The sequence below is a fragment of the Desulfosporosinus burensis genome, from assembly GCF_054657535.1.
In genome coordinates, this window is sequence record NZ_BAAHYN010000004.1 from 371591 (window position 1) to 391057 (window position 19467).

At 43.3% G+C, this 19467-nt stretch carries 21 protein-coding genes; 1 reads left to right on the forward strand and 20 read right to left on the reverse strand.

What is annotated here, in order from left to right:
• Positions 1 to 27: 27 nt before the first annotated feature.
• From ACYQ3Q_RS09225 to rbr, 7 genes are all read right to left on the reverse strand, one after another.
• Positions 28 to 1074 carry a protein arginine kinase gene (locus tag ACYQ3Q_RS09225; RefSeq protein ID WP_459928268.1) on the reverse strand — a complete coding sequence of 349 codons (1047 nt, stop codon included), beginning with the start codon at positions 1072 to 1074 and terminating at the stop codon, positions 28 to 30.
• A complete protein-coding gene (locus ACYQ3Q_RS09230) occupies positions 1064 to 1579 on the reverse strand; it encodes a UvrB/UvrC motif-containing protein (RefSeq protein WP_459928269.1) in 516 nt (171 codons plus the stop codon). The genes ACYQ3Q_RS09225 and ACYQ3Q_RS09230 overlap by 11 nt, the downstream gene beginning before the upstream one ends.
• 13 nt (positions 1580 to 1592) lie before the next feature.
• Entirely contained in the window at positions 1593 to 2063 is a 471-nt protein-coding gene (locus ACYQ3Q_RS09235; RefSeq protein WP_459928270.1) for a CtsR family transcriptional regulator, read from the reverse strand.
• A 194-nt stretch (positions 2064 to 2257) separates the two neighbouring features.
• A complete protein-coding gene (locus tag ACYQ3Q_RS09240) occupies positions 2258 to 2560 on the reverse strand; it encodes a hypothetical protein (protein ID WP_034144546.1) in 303 nt (100 codons plus the stop codon).
• Positions 2561 to 2765: 205 nt separating this feature from the next.
• Entirely contained in the window at positions 2766 to 3194 is a 429-nt protein-coding gene (locus tag ACYQ3Q_RS09245; protein ID WP_459928271.1) for a universal stress protein, read from the reverse strand.
• A gap of 95 nt (positions 3195 to 3289) precedes the next feature.
• Positions 3290 to 4477, reverse strand: a complete 1188-nt coding sequence (locus tag ACYQ3Q_RS09250; protein ID WP_459928272.1) for a M24 family metallopeptidase — start codon at positions 4475 to 4477, stop codon at positions 3290 to 3292.
• A 226-nt stretch (positions 4478 to 4703) separates the two neighbouring features.
• Complete coding sequence (rbr, locus tag ACYQ3Q_RS09255) at positions 4704 to 5291, reverse strand: rubrerythrin (RefSeq protein WP_459928273.1); 588 nt, start codon at positions 5289 to 5291, stop codon at positions 4704 to 4706.
• Between the two features lie 149 nt (positions 5292 to 5440).
• On the opposite strand from rbr, the gene ACYQ3Q_RS09260 reads away from it, so the two are divergent.
• Positions 5441 to 6676, forward strand: a complete 1236-nt coding sequence (locus tag ACYQ3Q_RS09260; RefSeq protein WP_459928274.1) for an MFS transporter — start codon at positions 5441 to 5443, stop codon at positions 6674 to 6676.
• A gap of 56 nt (positions 6677 to 6732) precedes the next feature.
• Here ACYQ3Q_RS09260 and ACYQ3Q_RS09265 read toward each other — a convergent pair whose 3' ends face one another.
• The 13 genes from ACYQ3Q_RS09265 to ACYQ3Q_RS09325 all read right to left on the reverse strand — a co-directional run bounded on the left by ACYQ3Q_RS09265 (position 6733) and on the right by ACYQ3Q_RS09325 (position 19354).
• Positions 6733 to 6996, reverse strand: a complete 264-nt coding sequence (locus ACYQ3Q_RS09265; protein ID WP_459928275.1) for a MoaD-like domain-containing protein — start codon at positions 6994 to 6996, stop codon at positions 6733 to 6735.
• Between the two features lie 59 nt (positions 6997 to 7055).
• Entirely contained in the window at positions 7056 to 7388 is a 333-nt protein-coding gene (locus ACYQ3Q_RS09270; protein ID WP_459928276.1) for a nitrous oxide-stimulated promoter family protein, read from the reverse strand.
• A gap of 277 nt (positions 7389 to 7665) precedes the next feature.
• The gene (locus ACYQ3Q_RS09275) at positions 7666 to 8577 is read right to left on the reverse strand and encodes an RluA family pseudouridine synthase (RefSeq protein WP_459928277.1); all 912 of its coding nucleotides are present in this window, start codon (positions 8575 to 8577) and stop codon (positions 7666 to 7668) included.
• A 188-nt stretch (positions 8578 to 8765) separates the two neighbouring features.
• On the reverse strand, positions 8766 to 8912 hold the full coding sequence (locus ACYQ3Q_RS09280; protein WP_459928278.1) for a hypothetical protein: 147 nt from the start codon (positions 8910 to 8912) through the stop codon (positions 8766 to 8768).
• A 369-nt stretch (positions 8913 to 9281) separates the two neighbouring features.
• Positions 9282 to 10538, reverse strand: a complete 1257-nt coding sequence (locus ACYQ3Q_RS09285) for an NAD(P)-dependent malic enzyme (RefSeq protein ID WP_459928279.1) — start codon at positions 10536 to 10538, stop codon at positions 9282 to 9284.
• A gap of 212 nt (positions 10539 to 10750) precedes the next feature.
• The gene (locus ACYQ3Q_RS09290; RefSeq protein ID WP_459928280.1) at positions 10751 to 11635 is read right to left on the reverse strand and encodes an HpcH/HpaI aldolase/citrate lyase family protein; all 885 of its coding nucleotides are present in this window, start codon (positions 11633 to 11635) and stop codon (positions 10751 to 10753) included.
• 75 nt (positions 11636 to 11710) lie between these two features.
• On the reverse strand, positions 11711 to 12607 hold the full coding sequence (locus tag ACYQ3Q_RS09295) for a succinate--CoA ligase subunit alpha (RefSeq protein WP_459928281.1): 897 nt from the start codon (positions 12605 to 12607) through the stop codon (positions 11711 to 11713).
• 76 nt (positions 12608 to 12683) lie between these two features.
• Positions 12684 to 12971 carry a hypothetical protein gene (locus ACYQ3Q_RS09300; RefSeq protein WP_034144534.1) on the reverse strand — a complete coding sequence of 96 codons (288 nt, stop codon included), beginning with the start codon at positions 12969 to 12971 and terminating at the stop codon, positions 12684 to 12686.
• Positions 12972 to 12980: 9 nt separating this feature from the next.
• On the reverse strand, positions 12981 to 14258 hold the full coding sequence (locus ACYQ3Q_RS09305) for an ATP-grasp domain-containing protein (RefSeq protein WP_459928282.1): 1278 nt from the start codon (positions 14256 to 14258) through the stop codon (positions 12981 to 12983).
• Positions 14259 to 14645: 387 nt separating this feature from the next.
• Entirely contained in the window at positions 14646 to 14993 is a 348-nt protein-coding gene (locus ACYQ3Q_RS09310; RefSeq protein WP_459928283.1) for a cupin domain-containing protein, read from the reverse strand.
• 343 nt (positions 14994 to 15336) lie between these two features.
• Complete coding sequence (locus ACYQ3Q_RS09315; protein WP_459928284.1) at positions 15337 to 16716, reverse strand: FAD-binding oxidoreductase; 1380 nt, start codon at positions 16714 to 16716, stop codon at positions 15337 to 15339.
• Positions 16717 to 16780: 64 nt separating this feature from the next.
• Positions 16781 to 18082, reverse strand: a complete 1302-nt coding sequence (locus ACYQ3Q_RS09320; RefSeq protein ID WP_459928285.1) for an FAD-binding oxidoreductase — start codon at positions 18080 to 18082, stop codon at positions 16781 to 16783.
• 24 nt (positions 18083 to 18106) lie between these two features.
• Entirely contained in the window at positions 18107 to 19354 is a 1248-nt protein-coding gene (locus ACYQ3Q_RS09325) for a (Fe-S)-binding protein (RefSeq protein WP_459928286.1), read from the reverse strand.
• Between the last annotated feature and the right edge of the window lie 113 nt (positions 19355 to 19467).

Here is a 19467-nt window from a genome sequence, read left to right on the forward strand (position 1 = left end):
CGTGCCTCGTGCTTCGTACATCGCGTATCATGCCTCACTAACAGTAGTCCGCGCTCTTATCAGACGGGCCCGTTCCTCGTCCCGCTGGCTGGGGTCAAGTTCTCGGTCTAGGATATATTGCAAACATCCTGGCCGGGTATCAATCATTAACGTAGCAAAGCAATCCTTGATTTTGGGTAATAAGCCCATATCCGTCCCAAGTCGGTCATGCGACAAGAGATGCATTGCATCTTCAGACGAAAGTAGCCGAGCGTTTTGTAAGGTTCCTCGAGCCCTCCATACCTTATCCTCTAGGAACATAGGCATTTGCTTGCGGAGTAATTCTCGTGCCTGGAGTTCATGCTCTACGATTTGTCGAGTCACGGCGTCCAAATGAGATAAGATATCCTCTTCACTTTTTCCAAGCGTTATCTGATTAGACACTTGGAACATGTGTCCAAAAGCTTGAGAGCCTTCTCCGTAAAGTCCTCGCACAGCGAGCCCTAAGCGTGTCACTGCTCCAAGAACTTGTTGAACCTGCTTCGTTATCACTAAGCCCGGCAGATGAACCATGACCGATGCCCTCAGTCCCGTGCCCACATTCGTTGGACAAGCGGTGAGATAGCCATGGCTTTCGCGGTAGGCAAAATCCAGTTTTTCTTCCAGAAGATCATCTAAAGCCGTTGCTAAGCGGTGTGTCTCTTGTAATTGATTACCCGGCAAAAGAACTTGGATCCTAAGGTGATCCTCTTCATTAACCATAACCGCATATCGATGGTCAGGAGCCAACGCCACTCCGCGCGCTCCAGTTGATCCTCCTAAACTTGGACTGATTAGATGTTTTTCGATAAGCACTTGATGTTCTATGCTGCTTAACTCTGTTAAGGATATATACACCAATGGCTCAATATTCCCGGCGGAAAGTACCTCCGTGAAGGTTTTTTCAACCTGTGTAGCACCTTCTGAACTATTAACATGGGGGAAGGGAAACTCTTCGAGGTTGCGCGCTAATCTCACCCGGCTACTAATCACAACCGGAGAATTTGGCTCGCTCATCCAGGCACTGCTCTGTAAGAGTAACTCCTTACGAATCATTGGTTTCCCCTCCTTTCGCTTGTTCAATCTGACGAATCTGATCCCTTACTAAGGCTGCCTCCTCAAACGCTTCTTGTTGGATTAAGGTTTGTAGCGTCTCTTTCAGGGTTCTGAGTTCCATACGATTTTTGATAGCAACCCCACGTCTTGCCGGAATTTTCCCGACGTTCTGGCCGCCACCATGCACACGACGAAGTAACGGTTCGAGCTGATCTTCAAAGGTTTCATAACACTTACTGCATCCCAGCTTCCCTGCTTGAGTTATTTGGGTAAAGCTAAGACCACATTTGGCACAGGTCCTCTCCGAAGGCTGTTCAATTGACGTTGGATTAAACCCAAAAAGGGCCTGCAAAAACTCGGGTACAATCGCTGGATGGAAAACAAAACTTACTTCTTGGTTTTTCTTAGCACATGATTCACAAAGGTATACCTCACGAGTTTGTTCATTTTCGGTAATGGATAAACGCATAACCGCTTCTTGCTGTTGACAATGTTGACAAAGCATGTCAACCCCCCCTTTATACCAAATCATCCCTACTTAACGTTGTCAAAATGTTCTTCATTAGACGCGCTCGTAACATATCCCAATCTCTGAACTCTCCACTTAAATCATTACCAGATACAATACTCTTAATCATCGCCGCTTCCCGAGTCGTGACAAGTTCCTCATCTAAAAGACGATCTACCAAGGCGCTTGAACGCTCACGTGAAAGCTGCTCTCCAATTAATTGTCTCATTACTTGTTGGTACTCCCCTTCGAGGCCTAACCCTAAACGAATAATTCGAAGATACCCTCCACCCCCCCGGCGACTTTCAACCAAGTATCCCCGTTCGACTGTGAAACGAGTATCTAGTACATAGTTGATTTGAGATGGAACACAGGCGAACTCACCCGCAAGCTCGCTACGCTGCAAAACGATATACCCCTCTGAGGTTTTTTCTAATACTCGTTTCAGATATTCCTCAATGCGATCCGCAAGGTTTCCCATTGTAATGTACTCCTTATAACAATATATTTCTAAGATATCCCACACATACTGTTTATTGACCTTTCCTGACCTTCTATCTATATGATACCCATTTTTCGAGATTTTGCAAAGGATTTTTAGAAAAAAAATAGTTTGGAAAGGGTTAAGTCTAGCAGACTTAACCCTTTCCAAACTAATAGTGATCCATTTTAAACCTAATTCGAAAATAAGACAAAGTAAAACCAAGAGGATAATGTTAAGAGACCAACACTACCCAGTAACCAAATAACTGGTTTTCCTTCCAGCGGTTTTGAGTAGACTTCTTGCTCTATTGATTGATTGATCGCTATTTGATCGGTTTGTCTGGAGACTGATCTTTTTTCAGGAATAGCTTCCCCTAACTTACGTATCCCCGTTTTGGATGAGGTAACACGGGGTGCTACGTCGTTCCATTGTAATGAACCCCGCAGCATCTGTTGAAGTTCTTTAGGACTCAACCAAACATTATCTTCTTTCATGAAACGGTCTGCCTCCACGTCGCTAATAAACAACTTCTTACTGTGCTATTCGCGACCTAAGAAAAAATCCCTGCCACGAAGACAGGGACGTTTGTCCTAAAATATCTGCATAATTGCTATAAATTTGCTATAAATCCTACTTGCGCGTCGAGCATATTCGCTCTCGCGACTTATTACCCCTAAATTCAATCTGTAACGATTCTTCTTACTTAATAATTAGTACTGGACAGCTTGCCCGTTGCAACACCCGTTGACTTACACTGCCAAGGACCGAGCCAGTTATTGCGCCGTAGCCATGACTTCCCATAACTACTAAGTCAATGCTTTCCTGCTTGATCTGATCTAGGATAACGGTTACTGGATGACCTGCTTCTACTCGTTTGTTAATGACAATCTGCCCCTGATCAACCCCCGAAAGGGTTGCATCTAAAGCAAGTTCTCCGTTTTGATCAAGTTGTTCTTGCGTCACCGTGATTCCATAAGAAATGGTATACCCCCAATAAGCCTGAGGAGTATAGCTAACATGAAGAAGTAACACCTCAGCTTGATACGAACTGGCTAACTCTAGGGCCATTTTTAAGGCGCGGCGAGAATTTTCAGAGGCGTCAGTTGGGACAAGAATCTTTTTAAACATTCTATCACCCCTTTCCTTGAAGCTTGATCGATTGCCTATAATATATCCTATTCATGCAAACTGCACAACGTAATCTCTGGTTCGATCTTTGGCTATTATAAAACAACCAATTCTCGAGGGGTTATGGATAAATATCTGGCACCCATCTCTGACTCAACGACCACAGTATCTTCAATTCCTACGGCTCCAACTCCCGGGAAAATAAACTTGGGTTCGATCGCAACCACCATCCCTGGTTTGATCACTACCTTTGAACCCTTGCTAAGGGTCGGAAGTTCATCAAGTTCCAAACCTACCCCGTGCCCTATAAAACTAACTCGACTTGTCCCGTAGCCCATAAAATTCTCTTCATAGGGTGTATTTTCACGAACCCACGTCAAGATTTCCTCGTATATTTCACCGGCCAATCTCCCTGGTATTAAGGCACGGCGAATTTTTTCTTCAATTTTTAGGGTAAGCTCGTAAGCTCTTGTTAGCTCGTCTGATAAAGGTCCGAGGCTTAGGATTCGTGTTTGGTCGATCTGATAACCATGAACGGTTGTCACCATATCAAGGACAATCGGTTCACCCGCCTGGATCTGGGCCATTGATGCCCCATTCGGATGAGCAATACAAATGCCCTGCCCATTCACTGGCCCATCAAAACAACTTGGCACGGCAGCGCGGGCTCCCGAAGTTATTGCTCCAACATGGAATTCTAAGCCAAAACCGCGTATCCTCACATAACCACCGTGTCCCAAGGCCCGTGCCTTACCCGCTAATAGCCCTTCTAGTTCAACTTCGGTCATTCCTATATGTAGAATTTCCTTAGCAAAATCCAACACCGGGGTATGAATCTGGGCACTCTCTTCGAGACGGGATATTTCCCACCTGGATTTTACAGCACGCTGTAAGCGGATTTCTGGCGAAACATCCAGAAACATGACCTCCGGGAATAGTTTGCGATAACGCTCAAATTGATTTACCGGAAGGACATCAAGTTCTAGCCCTAGCACTCTCGGGTGAGGAAGCCCTGCCTCTTGAATATCTTCGGGAATTTTAGACAAGCCTCGCAGTAAGATCACTTTCCAAGGACTTTCTCTCTTAGCTCTGGCAAAATCTCTGTAGGCTAATACAAGCGGCATTCCTTCCTGGGGAACGTAGACATGGACATTTTGGGCTGTACCAGTATAGTAGAGGGTATCCGCGCGTTGGACCAAAAGTGCCCCATTAATTCCTTTTTTAATCAGATTGTCTTGGAAAATCTTCAGTCGGTCTTGTAATTCTGGCATAGGGACTTGCATTCTAACTCCTCCGCCTTGTTAAATATTCAGAATTATATCTCTTTTGCTTATTATGCTCAGATTGGATATACATTGCAAGTCTTTTTCGTATAATACATCAGTTTCCCCTAGATAGTTAATTTAGTAGTACATATGCTCCCAAAAAGTAATACTTTCTGAGATTCATAAGTGAAAGGGACTTGGACAGTATAAAAGCCGAGCAGGAAGGTCCCGCTCGGCTTTTATGTCAATATTTTCCGGGCAAATCTTCAAAATATCCCTGGGGATGCGAACAAGCCGGACATAATTCAGGTGCTTCCGTGCCATCATGGATATAGCCACAATTTGTACATTTCCATAAAGCGGCTGTTTCCTTTTTGAAGATCGTTCCCTTTTCGATGCCTAAGGCATAATAATCAAAACGATTCATATGATGCTTTTCCACTTCTGCAATGGTCCTAAAGGCCTTCGCGACATCAGGAAATCCTTCTTTTTCCGCAACCGTGCCGAAGTTCGAATAGATTTCTGTCCATTCTTCTCTTTCCCCTGCTGCAGCCGCCCTTAAGTTGGTTAGCGTGTCTTTATTAACTAACGGATAGTCTGCATCAACATGAATGACATCAGTTTGATCTTGAACGTGGGCGACTAAAAGTTTATAGAAGACTTTAGCATGTTCCTTTTCGTTAGCAGCTGTTTCTTCAAATACTGCTTGAATATGTTGATACCCTTCCTGCTTAGCCACTCCCGCAAAAATAGCATACCGAGTGCGTGCTTGAGACTCACCTGCAAACGCCTTACTCAAATTCTTAAATGTTTCTGTTTCCTGAAAGTTCATGACACACTCTCCTTTGCCATAGTTTCTCATCAATGCTAATTTTTATACCTTTTCCCCCTTTGAGAAAAGGTATAATTCCTTGGTTGAAGGTTTCTTAATACGAATGTCGAAGTAATAAAATGTCACACAAAACTAAAGGTGGTCTTCCCTTGCTATTTAAACGATTCGATATCCCCCATTCTGTCTGGGTCTTAATCTTGGGTGGTTTCATCCAGTCAACTGGTAATTCTCTCATGTGGCCTCTAAATAGCCTTTTTATGCATACCGTCTTAAACCGTTCATTAACTGAAGCTGGTACCCTTCTTGCAGCACAATCGGCAGCATCTCTATTTGGCCAATTTATGAGTGGTTTTTTGGCGGATCGTTTTGGTCCAAAGAAAGTAATGATTATTGGCTTAGTTGGAGCAATCCTCTCCGTTGGATCTATCGGTATTTACCCGGTCTGGAGGGTTTACGCACCAGCGTTTATCCTGTTCGGATTAGCTCAAGCGTTTATCTTCGTCCCACTTAACGCGCTGATTTATGCCCTTTGGCCTGAAGGCGGGCGGCGAGGTTTTAATTTCCTTTATATCTCTAATAACGCTGGAGTCGCTGTTGGCACTGCCATCGGAGGAATGCTGGCTCAAGTCTCTTTCCGTCTTACCTTCTCTTTGAATGCTGCAGGCTTCTTAATTTTTTTACTTATGTTGTTGATAGGTGTTTCAGAACGAAAGGCACCCATTCATTCAATTTCATCGAAGCAATCAACAGAAGGGTTGACGAAAGACAGTGGATTCAAAGTACTTCTAGCCTTATGTGGAGGCATATTTTTTGCCTGGGGAGCCTATATTCAGCTCGTTACGATTTTACCTGTGGTAATGAACCAACTCGGATTTTCTCTCTTTTCTTATAGTGTGCTTTGGACACTGAACGGCGTCTTCATCGTTACTTTGCAGCCCTTCATCAATTGGGTCATCAAGGCTTGGGCAAAGTCATTCGAACGACAATTTTACCTCGCCGCTGTTCTCTTAACCATCGGGTATGTCATTCTCCTGGGCAAGCTACCGTATATATCCTACATTATCGCCATGCTCATTCTAACCCTTGGTGAAATGCTGATTTTGCCTGCGGTTCCAGCAGCTGCCGCTCAGCTTGCCCCACAAGGAAAAACTGGAGCTTATCAAGGGATCATTGGAGGTGCTTCGTCTGGAGGGCGAATGGTGGGTCCCTTGCTAGGTGGAATGATGTATGATTATGGTGGAGGATCTAGAGTATGGACGTTTGCTATTCTATTAATGATTGCTTCCTTGTTTACATTCTTTATCTATGGAAAATTCATTCAACGCTTTAATAGTCTTCAAAGAAGCGAACCGTCAGAGCTAACTAATGAAGAATCTATAAAATGATAATCATAATTCCAATTTTTTATTATGAAAAACACTATGTCTACTCCGTGTTTAATTTACCCCCCTGCGGAAAGGAATCGAAAACGGAAAGCCTTCATTATTTCTGGCCAGTCTTCCTCATTAACCCGAAAAGTCACTTGCGTCGCCGGGATTTGTATCGACCCTAAAGTACAGGTCCACTCATCACTCAGATTTACTTCCCAGTCCGGGCCCAAATACAATCCCTGACCAACCTGCTTTCCCCCAATCGAAAGAAAATAGTCAACTAAGTCTTGGTGAGGCATTCCTCTCATTTCAAGGCAATACTCTTTTATGGTCATACACACGCTTCCTTCTTTAGGTTACACTGACAGCTGATAGCGGACCGCTGCCTAGTGTATTATTTACGCTCAGAATCATGATAACCTTTCTTAAAACCGTCAATTAAATGTCTGATGGCGATTATGGGATGGTTCAAAAGCATCCTAGGCCCGGCATAGCGCATGACCCCAATAATTCTTTGCCGCATTTCCGGTTTATAGCAGTGCACCGTACATTTACCACAGGTTGGTTTAAGCTCTCCGAATTTACAATACGTTAGACGCTTGGAAGCATAATTCAACAAGTCTCGACACTCTGCACAGAGTCCATCTACAGGGTGATGATGAGCCTTACAATATAGTTTAAGCATTAATTCCACAGTTGCTTTCTCCCGGTCTAACCTATTAGACACTTTTGGCTACACTCCATTCATTACTAATCCCCTTGTCCATTTACATGGAATAGTTTAATTTGGGTATGATAATCGAGAGTTAAAACTCCACCCGAAGTAAATTTTCAAATGAGGGGGTAAGTCTGATATGGCGAAGAAAACGAATGACAAGTCGCGCAAACCCGATAATACTGAGAAGATTCCGCTTCCCTTTGATGCTGATAAAATTGGTAGGAATGTATCAAAAGACCGGGTGTAAACCCGGTTTTCTTTTTCTTTACCCTTCTCTATCTATTATTTAGGGAAATAAATTTAAAAACGACTTAGGGATTTCTGATTCATACCGCACCACTTCGCCCGTCATCGGATGCTTAAAAGCTAGGACTTGAGCATGAAGCCCTATTCGTCCAATAGGATGCTTAGTGGCCCCATACTTCTTATCTCCAATCACACTATGACCTATATCTTTCATGTGCACACGAATTTGGTTCTTCCGCCCAGTTTCTAGCTTAACTTCTAAAAGTGAATAATGTTTATTTTTCTTAAGCAGCCGATAGTGAGTCACTGCTTTTTGGCCCTCATTGGGGGTGCGACTGGAGTACATAATAAAGGCTTTACTCTCGGTCAGCCAAGAGGTGATCGTTCCTTGCTCTTTAGATACTGCCCCTTCCACTACTACGATGTAAGTGCGCTCTAAAACCGCTTCCTTCCACGCTTCTTGCAACAATTGCTGTACCTTCTCGCTTTTAGCAAACATCATCACCCCAGAGGTTTCTCGATCAAGGCGATGCAAGACAAAGATCTTGTTCTTTGGGTCTCTTTTCTTGACATGATTACTTAATATACTATAAGCCGTTTGCTCTTTTTCTGTAGCCGTTGCGATTGAGAGCAATCCCGCCTGTTTTTCAATGATTATGAGATCCGGGTCCTCATACACGATATCTAACCCATCAGGTTGCTTTTCTATCAACACTTTAGCCCAATTTACGACGACCTGTTGACCGATCTCCAGGGGATGATTGTATTGAGTAATCACTTCATTATCTACCGAAATTTGACGATGGGCCAGCAGGGACTTGATATCGCTTCGGCTTTTACTGGGTATTGCACCAAGCAAAAACTTCATTAACTCGGCCTGTTCTGTAACCTCAAGATGACTTTGTTTATCCTTCCCAGTCTTGGTCCTCAACTTACTGCTTGGTGTATGCATCCGATTTACCCCTTATCCTAGTTATCTGTATTAATATCTCCGATTACACTGGCCTCAATTCCTTTTCCAGAATATCTTGAGGATTGCGACGTCATGCAACTAGCCACCATCTCGGAATCCCTTAATACTTAAATTTATCCCAATACTACCAGTTGGCTTGATTTAGGTCAATAAATTTGGTGAGGAACTCAAATTCGGATCCTAAAACCAGTATAAGCAATGGCATATGTAAAAACTTGGCTAAGAGAAGAGTCTGTTAAAGCATCGAGTACTCGCTGGGTCGATTCCGCTTCCTTCTCCCAAGTCTCCAAAAAAGCAGTCAATGTAAAAACCATATTAAAGTCCCCCTCGTACACTAATTTACCCAATATTACCAGTAATTCTAAAGCCGATCAATCATCTTCTGTCTTTCCTAATCGAAAGCTATCTCTCTCAGATTCTGTTTTCTTTTGAATCGTAACAAGTTATCCCTCTAATGTTAACAGTAAGGGTTTTTCCTTACTGTTAACATTAGAGGGATAATATCAGCTTGTTCTTGCTCGAAAGGGCTATTTAGCATCGAAACGATCGAAGGTTACCTTTTCTGGATGCTACGAGAAGCAGAGTAAGGGGTCCCACTCTCCCTTGCAGAAGTGGGAGTGGGAGTCTCACGATTGGATGAAAGGTGGCCTTTTAAAAAGGCCACCTTTCAGTGAAGCACAATTCTATTTATATTGGTTAGCCAATCTCTTTTTAAGATTTTCAGCTACCCAAGCTGGATCAAGCGGGTTTCTAGCAATTCCACTGTCGATAGCAGCTTTTGCTGTAGCGGCAGCAACCGCTGGGGCTACTTCCGGGTTCAAAGTGTAAGGCATGATAAAGTTAGCATTAAGTTCTTCAGCGGAGACACAATCGGCAATTGCTTTGGCTGCTGCAATCTTCATCGCATCATTGATGTCAGTCGCTCTAACGTCAATAGCACCCCTGAACATACCCGGGAAGGCTAATACGTTGTTCACTTGGTTAATAACATCTGAACGACCCGTAGAAATGACGGCAGCGCCAGCTTCAATAGCTCGTTCAATGGGCCAAATTTCCGGGATTGGGTTAGCTTGACAGAAGCAAATGGAATCTTTGGCCATAGATTTAATCATATCTTCGGTAAGAACGTTTGCTGCAGATACACCAATGAAGACATCTGCACCTACAAGTGCTCCAGCCAGATCTCCGCTGAATTTGTCAGGGTTAGTCGCTGCAGCGATTTGTTCTTTCCAGGGGTTCATACCCTCTGTACGTCCTTCATAAATAGCACCCTTAGTATCACACATGATCACGTTTTTAAGACCAACGCTCATCAAAAGCTTAATGATCGCGATTCCAGCTGCACCTGCACCATTGGCAACAACTTTAACGTCTTCAATTTTCTTTCCGACGACTTTAAGTGCATTATAAAGTCCAGCCAAGGTAACGACTGCAGTTCCATGCTGATCATCATGGAAAATCGGTCCTTTAAAGATCCCACGGGCCTTGAGTTGTTCCTCGATTTGAAAGCATTGAGGGGCCTTAATATCTTCTAAGTTAACTCCACCAAAGGTAGGAGCTGTTAATTCAACGATTTCCACAATTTTATCGACATCACTGGTATTTACAGCAAGTGGGAAGGCATCGACATCTCCGAAGGCTTTAAAGAGAAGAGCTTTCCCTTCCATAACAGGCATAGAAGCAGCAGGTCCAAGATTTCCAAGTCCAAGAATAGCAGACCCGTCGGTCACAATGCTAACAAAATTAGCATGGTTGGTGTAAATATCGAGATTGGCGAGGTCTTTTGAAATCTCCAAAACTGGTTCAGCAACTCCGGGAGAATATGCAAGCGTTAGATCATCTCTGTCTTGTGCAGGACATGTCACTCTAACTTCGAGTTTACCTGGTTTCACGGCATGAAATGCCAAGGCCTCTTCGCGAAGATTCTTAATGCGCGACATATGCATCTTCCTTTCACTATCTTTTTAAGTCTTATTGGGGTAAACGACAAATTTTAGGATTGATAAAGCAACTTGGCTGGCGGTAGCCTTAGTTGCGCTTATGCTTAGAAAGTATTTAACAATAAGTTATACTTTCTGATAGTGCAAGTAAGAAATTGTTTGGTCACCCCGTTGAAGAGGTAACCAAACAATCAAACAATCAAACGATCATCTTACTTAGCGTTTTTTGCATCGATCTCAGCTTGTGCAGCTATGATATCTAAAGCATTTAAGTATACAGGAGTATCTACCATTTTACCATTGTAAGAAACGGACGCTTTACCCTTGGCAATACCTTCTTCTTCGAAGACTTTCACAACACCGCCAGCCCATTCAACATCGGCCGGATCAGGAGAGTACATACGATTAGAAGGTTCGATTTGTCCTGGATGGATGATCATCCGGCCTTCATAACCCATTTGACGTCCTTCAGCTACGTTTCTCTCAAAAGCTTCTATGTTTTTGAAATCAACGAAAGGAGCATCGATGGCTACGATTCTGGCCGCACGGCAAGCTACAGCTACATGCGCACGTCCATATTGTTGTTCTACACCTTCATTGGTTAATTTCACGCGCATGTCACGGCAATAGTCTACTGCACCGAAAATAGCGTTAACGTTTCGTTTACTAGCTAAGCAGCACTCTGCGGCATTGATAATCCCTTTGGCAGTTTCCAGCAACATGGAGATTTTAACGGTCCCAACTTCAATACCACGACGGCGCTCGAGTTCTTCAAGTTTCCAGTCGAGACGCTGTACGTCAGCGGCGCATCCGGTTTTAGCCAAGGTTACTCCATTGAGGCCTTCATAGACAATAGCTTCCAGATCATCGTTGGTTAATTCAGTTTCCCAGTTATTAATACGAACATATACTTCTGCACCGCCAGTGCCTGCATACTTGAGGTTTTCACGAACGATTTGACGAGCAGCTTCTTTTTCTGCTGGTGGAACAGAATCCTCGAGGTCAAGAGTAATAATGTCAGCCGTGAACTCAGGAGCCTTTGCCACCATTTTAGGATTGTTGCCAGGAATATACATTACAGATCTCATGATTGTCATTAGTATTACCCCCTATAATTTTATTTTTAGCTTTATTTCTATAAATTTAACCCTAGGGATATCCTGATTCAGCACTTAGCCTTTGATTTTCTCTTTTAAGATAATTGGAATATCGGTTGGGGTCTCAGCTACAAATCCTCCAGCCCGAGTCACTGCTTCCATCTTACTTTTAGCGGATCCACGACCACGCTCGACAATATTCGAGGCATGGGAGAATCGCATACCAGCAGGTGCCCATGCTCCCGCTACATAGATTACGAAAGGCTTCGTAAATTGACCAGCTGCAATAACCTCAGCACACTCTTCTTCTTGAGTTCCGCCAATTTCTGCATAGACCGCTACACCTTTAGTTTCCGGGTCAGCTTCAAATAACGGTAATAGGTCCGCCATAGACGTTCCAAGGACTGGTTCTGTTCCGGTATGAATTACGGTACTTACCCCAAATCCCCCTTCTCTGAGTAACCAAGGAATGGTTCCCGACTGACCGCCACTGCGAGAGAATACCCCAACGCTACCCCTTTGGAAGAATTTATTGGCCCATTCTTTGTTCCCACCGAGCCAGCCTACAACAGCCTCACCTGGAGTAATAATTCCGATCGACCCTGGTCCAAGAAGTCTTGACCCCTTAGATTTAGCATAAGCAATCATTTCCATGATATCGTGGATCGGAGTACCTTCAACGCAAGGGATAATATTCTTAACCCCTGCATCGACTGCTTCGTATACCGCTGTTTTTAAAGCTCGGCCAGGTACGAAGATGACGCTAAAGTCAATTTCGCCTTGCTCACGGACAATCTCTTTTACGGTGTTGAAAACGGGAACTTCATGAACCTGTTCTCCAGCTTTTCCCGGGCTGGTTCCACCGATCACTTTGGTACCGTATTCTTTCATGTATTTTGTCCGTACGGATCCTTCACGGCCCGTTATCCCTTGGACGATGACCTTGGTATTCTTATTGATCAAAATGCCCATCTTTATCCCTCATTTAACATTTTGCTACGTTTTGTATCTACCTTACACTTGGACTATTGCTAATTCTACTTTGATGCTATTGACGCTTTTGAAGGTACTCATCCAAACCTTTAACAGGAATCTCAATGGTTATGGCGTTGTTACCTTTGGTCTTACAAGCGAGTTCACATGCTAAACACTCAGTTCCGAGACGCAAAACTTCTTCCGCATCGCGATGTGCAACTGAAGCTCTACCTTGGTCATCAATCCCAAGCAAACCTCTGGCGTACTTTTTGCACGCGTCGGCACATGCCTTTGTCTCGCATGTATCACACTTGCTGGTATCGATTTTGACTGTCAGAGTTTTTTCTGCGAATTCCAGCATAGGTTTCCCCTACTTTCCTTGAGATTCTTTCTCAGCTCTGTATTCTTTACTAAGAGCTAAGAGTCTTTGTCCAATGAACTTAGTATCAGTTACATACTCTTTGCCATAAATCTCGATTCTCTTACCTGGCCCGTCAGGAGTCATTAGATCCGCAAGACCTTTTCTGAGAATTTCCAAAGATTCATCTTCCCTGTTGCCACAAAGCAATAGGACACAAGGTAATCCAGACTTCTGAGTCGGGAGTACTTCCCTAAGTACCTTGACGATAGCATGGGCATGATGCCACTGCTCCTGATTTGCCATCATAAATCCGCCGAGTAGATAGCCGTCTATGTTTGGCTGAGAAAGAACACACTTTGCTACTCGATAAATTTTTGAACCGACGGGGTTACCACTTGTGTCAGCATAGTTAGCAGGCTTAAGACCCACTTGGTTTAGCGCGTCAAGACCCATCATCGCTGAACCGCCACCAATCGGATGATAACCAATGTAGCCTGGGCTTACTTCATCATAACCCATATTCATGAGGAACCCGGTACCACGAGCATCGGTTTCCTCGATACTCCAGCCGATGAGATCCAATTCTGTAGGAGCTCCTGGAAGGTCTCTAGCAATTGAGATTCCGAATTCCGGATGCCGACCCACGGAACTATTGTCAATTTCCATTTTACAATCCGCACAAACTAAATTGCCGCTGCCCGTCATGATGAAGGGATTAATCTCTAAGGTTTGACAATCATATTTTTTGTAAGCCAGTGAAAGCTTCGATAAGAAACTAGCAAACTTGCTAAGGTCTTGAGCAGGGATTCCAGCTCGAGCACACACATCAACTGCGTCGTAAATTTGTAGACCGTTAATAGGATCGATGTTAACTTTGAAGAGCAACTCTTCCGGGACACTTTCGATGTCCATTCCACCCTCAGTGCTAAACATTAGCATCGGAGAACGAGCTTCTCTGGCTCCGTTAACGACAAATGAACAATAATACTCTTTTTTAATGTCCAGTTTTTCCTCGATAAGAACCTGGTTTACGGGAACTCCCATGACGTTTTTAGCGAAAATTTCGGTTGCAGCAGCTGCTGCTTCGTCAGGAGTGTTAACCAGTTTAACAATTCCTGCCTTGCCACGCCCACCAGCTTGAACCTGACCTTTGACGGCTACGGCCTTGCCAATCTCCTCAGCAATCTTTTTGGCTTCTTCAGGGGTAGAAGCTACTCGGCCTTGTGGCACTGGTAGTCCCGCTTTTCTAAGCCATTCTTTTCCCTGGAACTCTAGAAATTTTGCCATTTCGTTATCACTTCCATAATGAAATTTTCTGCAACTATTCAGGTCGCTTTAGAGATCATCCCACATCATGTCTTGATGAGCGCTTAGAAGGTAGATCTTCCTACTTTTTTAATACTTAGTTAAATTTAGTCAATTTCACTGTGCAATGCATTCCTAATCACGTTTGTTTAAGGAGCTTTTTGAACAGTTACTAAATATCAAGTAAAAGAAAATTTCCCCTCCCTTCTACGCAGCTTTTCACACTGGGTATTGTGGGTTGTGAATACATCAGAAACTAGTTTCTAGGCCGTTGTTTCATCATGTGAAACTCAGTTTCATTTTGCTTTAACACTATTATCTATCTTATTAGCTCATTAGTCAACATAATAATGAGCTAATTTTTTAATTTTATAGTTTAACTGTCTGGACTGGTACTGGACCAGCAATTCCAATAAACACAAACCGATCCTTACCCGTATTGCGCATACCGTGAGTTTGACCCGCTTTGGCAAGCATGGCCATACCCTTTTTGATTTCTACTTCTTGTCCTTCTCCTGCAAAATATTGCCCTGACTCTCCCTCAAGGCAAATCCACACATCATCCGCATTGGAATGTTGATGGAGGAACACCTCTTGCCCTGGTTCCAAACACCACATGGCACCTAAGGTCTTATCCGTTTGGTAAACCATTACTTTTTGGGGTTCATTAACATCAAACTGAGCTAGTTTGTTGAGCTCAAAAACTCTTTCTTCCATTCTTTCTCCTCCTCATCAATATAAATATAGTTAAAACCTTGAAGAATTCCGCAATATTCTGAACTTTAAAGTCACCTTAACTGAACGAGTATACTCTTCAGCAGTGCAAACACGTAATTGCTATAAAAAGGTTAAGGTGTGTTGTCTCGTAAGCTTGACGAGACCCGAATTACGGGAAAACTCAGTATAGTTTATCCCACTTCCGATTAATAATTCTGTTATATGTAAAAATATACTTGGTGCAACAGTAGAGATTTGCGCAACTTGTCAAAAAACTGCTCTAGTGTATAAACACCAGAGCAGTGTCAATACGCCACTTGGAAATCTAAATCCTTATATCCTCTTAAATGTCCGTTATTTTACCAGGGTTAAAGCGACTGGTCGGGTCAAAACTACGCTTAATCTTTTTAAAGACTTCGATTGTTATAGGCTTAAACTCTAAACCTAGATATTGTTTCTTTAACAGACCGATTCCGTGTTCACCACTCATGGTTCCCCCTAAACCCAAGGCCAACTCACACATTGATTTCTCTGCCTTGTGAACCCGATCCACTTCATCTTCATTTCTTTGGTCAAAGATAACCAGTGGGTGGAAGTTTCCATCTCCGGCATGAGCCATGATCCCAATTTGCAAATTAAAATCTTTAGCGGTCTTCAAAATTCCGCTTACCGCTTGAGGGAAATTACTTCTAGGAACGGTAATATCCTGTAAGGAATAAGAAGGTCTTATACGAGAAACCGAACCAATAACAATTCGGCGAGCTAACCAGAGCTGATCAACCTCAGCCGCTGTCCGAGCTACCTTAAACTCCCTAACATTCGCCTTCTTACAATTCTCCTCAATGATTTTTACTTGCGCATCCATATCTTCCGGCTGCCCGTCGACCTCAATAATCAGAAGCGCTCCTGCATCTCGAGGCAAGCCAGCATGGCAGGCATCCTCTGCTGAATTGATCAAGAGGTTATCCAGCAGTTCTAACGTCGTCGGAACAATACCTGCCGCAACAATATCGGAGACGGACTGGGAAGCATCTTCTACTTTGTGGTAAATTGCTAACATAGTTTTCTTAGCTGGAGGCAATGGTAGGACTCTAACAATCATTTTGGTAACCAAGCCCAAGGTACCTTCAGATCCTACTATGATCCGTGTCAAATCATAACCAGGTTCGCTTTTAAAGTTCCGACCGCCCGTTTGGATGACTTTACCGTTCGGTAAAACCACTTCCAAACCTAACACATAATCGCGAGTCACCCCATACTTAAAGCAGCGAGGCCCTCCAGAACATTCACCTAAGTTTCCGGCCATCGTAGAAGCTTTAAAGGATGCAGGATCCGGGGGATAATAAAAACCCTTTTTATTAAGTTCTTGCTGCATATCGAAGTTAACGACACCGGGTTCAACCACTGCGACAAAATTTTCCGTATCAATCTCCAGGATTTTGTTCATCCGTTGAAAGTTAATGACAACTGTTTTGTCTGTAGGAATCGTACCTCCGCTGAGGTTTGTTCCTGCCCCCCGAGGGACCATGGCAATATCTTGTTCATTCATATATTTAACAAGTTCAACGACTTGTTCCGTCGTTGTAGGAAACACAATCCCGATGGTCTCTCCCGATAAGAGTGTGGCATCATAACCATAGGCATACAGGCCTGTTTTATCCGTTACGACATTCTTCTCTCCTAAAATTTCCTTTAAGCGATTGACAATCGTTTGGGTTAACATGTTCAGCCCTCCTTATTATCAAATAGATTTCTCGACATTCATCGAGTCAATTAGTATAGGAAAATTAAGCCTTCAAGCTTACCCCAGGATTCATAATACCTTTGGGGTCAAACTGACTGCGTAGTTCGTTTAACACCCCAGTCGTTTCAGACCACATTTCTGCATCGTTGTAACTTTCACTTCTAAGCCTTATCCCTAAAAGTCCGCAAACATTACCGCCAAGGGACATAGCCAGCTTATTAACTTTAACCGCCAAAGCCCCTTTATCCGTGCCCTCAGGTAAGACTAAATTTACATATCCCAGTAACCCTTCCACGACTACGCCTGGATAAGCTCCAAGGTCCCCTATAAGTCCTTCCAATTGTGATAAAGCTTGACCCATCTTGAGTGGACCCACCGCAAACTCCAGTAAGTTTTCTGGTTTTCCCTTTACTTTAGCACGAACCTTTAGCCATCCGTTGATCAGATTCTCATAATCCCCTGCTTCTTCAACGATCTTGACTTCGCTAGCTCCTCCCAGTGTCATAACCGCGGCAATTTCATTGGCCATGGTCTTGGAGGACTCAGTAAACCCTTCAAGATCTACCATTACAAGCTGTCCATCTCCAGGAAGGATTTCCTGTGCTAAAGAAGTGTTCATAAGATTAAGGCGAGTTGGATGAATATTTCTCTTTATTAAAGTGCTAAACGCAGCATTTGCTTTATGAATGGACGCGAAACGCGCTATAACTGCTTTTTTGGCTTCTGGTCTCGGCAAAAGCTTCAAAAACAATTTAGTGAAGATTCCGAAGGTCCCTTGGCTTCCAACCGCAAAGTGAATAAAATCATAGCCAGATACGTTCTTGATACATTTATTACCTATGTCCATAATCTCACCCGTTGGAAGTACCATTTCGAACCCAAGTAGAAAGGTACGAGTCGGACCATATTGGAACGATTTTGAATCAGAATCACCGATCGCAAAACAGCCTCCAATGGAACTAGTCTCCACTTCATAGGGTTCCGGTGGAAAATCCAGACCTGCTTCAATCACCTTTTCTAATAACTCTTTATGGAGCATTCCAGGCTCAACCACGAAGACTAGATTTTGATGGTCAATCTCCAAAACCTGGTTCATTCTTGCCATTATAAGTACAATGCCTTCATTTAGGCCTTTATTATCAGCGACCTGCCCGGCAACTGTTATTTTAATAGTTTGCTCATTTGCCCATTTTACCACGGCAGACACTTCTGCAGTATTCCCGGGAAGAACGACTGCAACTGGTTTTCCACTACCTTTGAGATGCTTTGCCATTTCAGATGGGGACTCAATAACATATTGTTCACCGACAATCCCTTTTAACTGGCTAATTATTGCTTTACTCATTACTACCCGCCCTTCCTCAAATATTTAATCTTCGTATGCTTTAGCTAATAAGTCAGCTACGTGTACAACCTTTTGCTTTTGACCATTCATATTAATTCCACCCTGGATCCTCAACATACACGCTGGGCAACTGGTAGCTACCACATCTGCACCAGAATCTTGCACGTTTTTGGCCTTTTGATGGGTAATGCTTGTCGCAGTTTCATGATAGAACGCTTGTACCAAACCGGAGGCTCCACAGCAACGATTTGCTTCAAACATATCCGTGAATTCTAAGCGAGGGATTTGGCGAAGGAGCTTGCGAGGCTGTTCGGTTATTTTATTATACCGAACATTATGGCAAGGATCATGATAAGTCACTTTGACCCCAGTTGAGGCTTTCAATTTGCTAACATCGATATCTAGCTTTCCGTCCACATACTCGGAGAACTCGTACACTTTATTACAGAATTCTTCAACCCGTGGCATATATGACGGATCATCTTTAAACAGATCATGATACTCTCTCTTTAACATAGAAGCACATGATGCACAGGCTGAAACAATAGCATCCGCTTTTAGGCTAAGAAATAGATCAATATTTTTACGAGCATTAATCTTTGCAGTTTCAAAATCTCCGTAAGCATATTGAGGGAGTCCGCAGCAAACTTGCCCTTTCGGTATAATCACTTCACAGTCATTTTTGGTGAGGACTTTAACGACGGAATGAGCCGTTCCGTCCAAGGAATGATTCAGGAAACAACCTACATAGAAAGCAACCCGTTGTTTTGGTTGAGCAACCTTTATCACTTCAGGAACTTGTTCTTGGAAAGGCTTCTTTGCCGCTGGCATACCTTTGATATCTACCCCACGGAAGTAATCTAGGCCGTCAATTCTTTTCAGAACTCCTTTTCCCATTCCTCTAAACATCTTGAACCCAAAATTCAACCGACTAGGGCTAGCTAAAGTCTTTAAGGCAAATGATTTAGCGAAAGGATGGATTCCCTTTCTGAGTTTTAAATCCCGCCGAGCTGCTAGAACAAGTTCGTGCGTTTTTACACCACCAGGACAAGCAATTGCGCATTCTCCGCATAAGAGACAACTGTTAATTGCGTCTTCATAATCCTGATCTGGTTGGATCTTTCCATCCGCGACTGCCTTAATAAGTTGGTTCCTTCCTCTTGCAACCATGGTTTCTGAACCATTTACTTTGTAGGTCTTACAAGCTGTAAGGCAGAAACCACACTTACTACACGTATTTAGCTGTTCATATACATCTGCTAAAACCCCCACTGATATTCCCCTCCATTTCAGCGTTTAGATTTTTGAGTGGACACTTCGCCTAATGTTTACCGGTCCTACAAGTAACACTGTTTTACTATATAAAACATAGTTTCAATATTTTC